The following is a 4,256-nucleotide window of genomic DNA, read 5'->3' as shown; positions in this document are numbered from 1 at the left end:
ACTCCTGCGGTACGTCGCCGCTCTCCTGGCAGGCTTCAAGGGCCGTGCTCGAGAGGATGACCCCTTTCCACTCCCACCCGTAGCGACCTTCTCCGAGCACAAGGTACAAAATATTGTACTCCGGATCACCCCATCCCTCAACCCTTAAGACCCAATCGTCGTTCTTTGGGGTGGGAGTTGCAGAAACCGAAAGACGAGGAGAAGCAGGAAGGTACCTGGCAAGGTACGAGAAGACCCCCTCAGCATCGTCCACATCGAATTCGCTGAAGTTCACCCCGCTCCAGAAATCCCCCTTTTTTGCGAGATCTCTCAAGCGTTTGAGGTCTTTTCCTTCCAGGGCCTTCCTGAGCTCCTCAACAAGGGCATCCCTTGTGGCAAACTTCTCCCCCGGGGGCTCGGAAAGGTACACCATCCGGAGTTTCGCCCAGCGTTCAAAAAACGACCCAGGAGCTTCCTCTGCCACCTCCCTGTAGAGGGCAAGGGCTTTCTCAATCTCCCCAAGTTCTTCGTAGCAGAGCCCGCAGGACATCCGGGTCTGGAGTCTCTCTTCGGGATTTTCCGAGAGCTCTGCCACTTTCTCGTACATTGCAAGGGCCTTCCGGGCATCCTTTTTCCGGTACCGGAAGTAGTACGCAAGGTCTGAAAAAACCTGAATTCGAAGTCCGAAGGGGTCCTCAGGAGGGAGATCTCGCGCGAGTTCCTCAAGAAGCGCAAAAGCTTTGTCCTCCCTTCCAAGTTCCTCTTCGTGCTTGGCCATCCAGTAGCGGAAAAGGTATGTCCGGGAAGCGTTGGGGAAGCGGGCGACATACTTTTGGAGGACAGCGATAGCTCTCTCGGTTTCCCCTTTCTCAAGGAGAAGGGAATCAAGGAGCTCGACGACATCCCCAAGGTACTCCGCGTCTTTCCCCTGGTCAAGAAGAGGCTCAAGGATGGCTATAGCCTGGTCAATGTTTCCCGATTCAAGGAAGAGCTCGGCCTGGTCGAGAGGGTCAAGGGGAAAGGCTACCCCACCGCACAAAAGAAAAAGCCCCAGGAAAACCACCGCAAGCACCGTCTTCACCGTCTTTCCTCCTCTCTGAAGAAAGGCAAAAGGTAACGGGCTACCCGCAGGGCAAAAGAAGAAGGACTCTGAATTTTCCAGGGATTCAGTTCCACAAGGTCACCACCCAAGAAGTGGAAGCCTCTCCTTCTGCAGCACAGCGCAAGACGAAGGAAAAAATCCTCAAGGCAAGCAGAGGGAACTCTTCCGGGGAAATAGGCGACTTCCGGAAACCCAAAGTCCACATCCCAGGAAAGGTAAAAAGGACGAGGAGGAAGCACCCTGAGCTTTTCCTCGAGTTCTTTGAGAGCCTCAATATCAGAGCAAACGAAGAGGTGGTCTTCGGGGAATCCCTTTCGCTTCAAAAGGTAAGCCAGGAAGTTCCCCCGGTGAATCGGAAATGATACCTGGGGGGATGAGAAAAGGTCAAGATGGGCGTCAAGTACAAAAAGGTAAGGGGGGAAAGATAGGTTCTCGACAAGGCCTGCCACCATGCCCCCGGTGAAAGCGTGGCTTTCAGCAACACAGAGGAAAGGACAAACAGAAATTCTGGGAAGAAGGGTTGCAGCAGCTCTTTTCCCTGCAAAGAAGGATTCATCCGGCAGGACTTCCGAAAAAACAGGTCTTGCCCCGAAAGCCCACCCTAAGGAGAGGGCAAACCGGAAAAGGCGCCTCCCTCGACCAAAGACAAGGAGAACTCCCTTCCTCTTCATGATTCCTCCACCCTCTGGTAGAATATACGAAAACCATGGACCGAACATTCCTCGAACTCCGGGAGGCTCTTGGAAAACCGGGATGCTTTCTCTGCCGGCTTGAGGAAAGCTACGTTAGACGATTCCTCGAAGCCCTCTTCTACGAGTTCGTTACCGATCGAGGAGTGCGGGAAAAAATTCGAAAGGGTGGGTTCTGCAAGGACCATGCCCGCAGGCTCTTTGCCCTCCGTCCCTCAATTCTCGGAATAGCCATTGTGTACCAGGACCTCCTGCACCAGTACCTCTCCGGAACAGTGCCGGACGCAAAACTCTGCCCCGTGTGCCTGGGCCTACAGGAGTACCTCACCCGCATTGTCCATCTCCTTGGCAAACACTGGGAGGACCTTCATCAGTCCTGGGGAAAAGAAACCTTCGTCTGCCTCCCTCACCTTGCTTCTCTCCCTGAGCCCCTCCGTGGGCGCCTTGAGGACACCACAAAGGTGACCCTTCAGGGCATTCTCGACACCCTCTCCTCCTTTATCGAGAAATTCGACTACCAGAAAAGCGGGCTTCCTCCAAAGCCTGAGGAAGCCCGATCCTGGCAGGAAGCCATGGAATTTTTTGTGGGAGATCTGGTCGAAAGAAAAAAGAGCTAAAAAGGTTTTTCTGGGACTTTTGCCCAGTCGGCGAGAAAATTCCGCAAACCCACGTCTGTAAGCGGATGCTTCGTGAGATTCTTGATGACCGCAAAGGGCATGGTCACGATGTGGGCTCCAAGCTTTGCCACCTCAAGAACATGCATGGGGTGACGCACCGAAGACACGATAACCTCTGTAGAGTAGCCATAGTTTCGAAGGATGGTCAGAATATCCGCCACAAGGTGCATGCCTCCGCTTGCCACATCGTCAAGCCGTCCAACAAAGGGGCTCACGTATGCCGCGCCGGCTTTGGCGGCAAGAAGCGCTTGGAGAGGCTGGAAAATCAGGGTAGTGTTGACTTTGATGCCTTCTTGCGAGAGCACCCGGATGGCCTTTAGTCCCTCTTCGGTGAGGGGAATCTTCACGACGATATTGGGAGCCCAGGAGGCGAGTTCCCTCCCCTCGCGAATCATGCCTTCGGCGTTCTCGCTCACCACTTCCGCCGAAACCGGCCCAGGGACAAGGCGGCATATCTCAAGGATGACCTCTTTGAAACCCCGACCGGTTTTGGCCACAAGGGTAGGATTCGTTGTCACCCCGTCGAGAACTCCCAAAGAGAGCGCTTCCTTAATCTCCTCAACCTGCGCAGTGTCGATGAAGAACTTCATCCCCACCACCCCTCAAAAGCAAAAAGGCCCGGGGTATCCCGGGCCCTGCATCAGGCTTTCCCGGCACTGCCGAGGAGCTTGCACTTTTCAATGTACATCTTCTTGAGTTCTTCACGGGCAGGACCAAGGTACTTGCGGGGGTCGAACTCCTCAGGGTGCTCAGCAAGGTACTTGCGGACCATGGCGGTGAAGACGAGTCGCCCGTCGGAGTCGATGTTCACCTTCCGCACCCCAAGCTGAATCGCCCGGCGAATCTGGTCCTCGGGAACCCCTGCGGTATTCTCGAGTTTTCCGCCGTACTTATTGATGATGTCCACGTACTCCTTGAGAACCGAAGACGCCCCGTGGAGCACGATGGGGAATCCGGGAAGACGGCGCTGGACCTCTTCAAGGATGTCGAACCGGAGCTCCGGGAAGGGTTCGCCGGGCTTGAGCTTGAACTTGTACGCCCCGTGGGACGTACCAATGGAGATGGCTAAGCTATCAACCCCGGTTCGGGCCACAAAGTCCTCAACCTCTTCCGGGCGGGTGTAGTGGCTCTTCTCGGCAACCACGTGCTCCTCGATTCCTGCAAGAACACCAAGCTCTCCTTCAACGGTCACCCCATGGTCATGGGCGTACTCGACGACCTTTTTCGTCAGAGCAACATTCTCCTCGTAAGGGAGATGCGACCCGTCAATCATGACGTTCGAGAACCCGTTATCGATGCAGGCCTTGCAGAGCTCAAAAGAATCTCCATGGTCGAGGTTGAGAACAATGGGGATGTTGCTCCCCATCTCCCGGGCCATCTGCACCGCACCGGGAACCATGTACCGCAAAAGCGTCTGGTTTGCGTACCGCCGGGCACCCTTGGAGATCTGGAGAATGACCGGAGAGTTGCACTCCACACAGGCCATGATAATCGCCTGGAGCTGCTCCATGTTGTTGAAGTTGAACCCAGGGATGGCGTACTTACCTTCGTTGGCTTTCTGGAACAGCTCCTTCGCATTCACAAGGCCCAGTTCCGTGTAATGTACCGGCATGGCACTTCCTCCCTCTATGTAATGATGTTTCTCTCTTTTTCTCCCCCATATTTTACCCCTATTTCTCTCAAGCGAAAGACCTCCCGGGAACTTTTTTAATTTCCTGCCTGTCGCCGAAAGGCCCCCAGGAAAAATACTGCCCACATCCATCGCATCCTTTTCAAGGGCGAAAAGACCCAGGGAAAGGACACCTCATG

Annotated in this window: 5 protein-coding genes; 1 reads left to right on the top strand and 4 read right to left on the bottom strand. The window is 54.8% G+C overall.

The window, feature by feature from the left end; genetic code table 11:
* Both H5U36_04670 and H5U36_04665 read right to left on the bottom strand, forming a co-directional pair.
* Positions 1-1,060, bottom strand: a 1,060-nt coding sequence (locus tag H5U36_04670) for a tetratricopeptide repeat protein (GenBank protein MBC7217449.1), incomplete at its 3' end; no start/stop codon positions are given.
* Positions 1,057-1,752 (bottom strand): hypothetical protein, encoded by a 696-nt coding sequence (locus H5U36_04665; protein MBC7217448.1) that lies wholly within the window; start codon positions 1,750-1,752, stop codon positions 1,057-1,059. The genes H5U36_04665 and H5U36_04670, both read right to left, overlap by 4 nt.
* A 35-nt stretch (positions 1,753-1,787) precedes the next feature.
* Between H5U36_04665 and H5U36_04660 the strand changes: the two genes are divergently transcribed.
* On the top strand, positions 1,788-2,387 hold the full coding sequence (locus tag H5U36_04660) for a hypothetical protein (protein ID MBC7217447.1): 600 nt from the start codon (positions 1,788-1,790) through the stop codon (positions 2,385-2,387).
* Here H5U36_04660 and fsa read toward each other — a convergent pair.
* Together fsa and H5U36_04650 are read right to left on the bottom strand one after the other, a co-directional pair.
* On the bottom strand, positions 2,384-3,037 hold the full coding sequence (fsa, locus tag H5U36_04655) for a fructose-6-phosphate aldolase (protein MBC7217446.1): 654 nt from the start codon (positions 3,035-3,037) through the stop codon (positions 2,384-2,386). The genes H5U36_04660 and fsa overlap by 4 nt on opposite strands.
* Before the next feature lie 50 nt (positions 3,038-3,087).
* Positions 3,088-4,059, bottom strand: a complete 972-nt coding sequence (locus H5U36_04650) for a class II fructose-1,6-bisphosphate aldolase (protein ID MBC7217445.1) — start codon at positions 4,057-4,059, stop codon at positions 3,088-3,090.
* Positions 4,060-4,256: the final 197 nt, after the last annotated feature.

Source organism: Candidatus Caldatribacterium sp., assembly GCA_014359405.1.
GTDB lineage: Bacteria > Atribacterota > Atribacteria > Atribacterales > Caldatribacteriaceae > Caldatribacterium > Caldatribacterium oleiphilum.
This window is presented reverse-complemented; position numbering and strand designations above follow the sequence as displayed.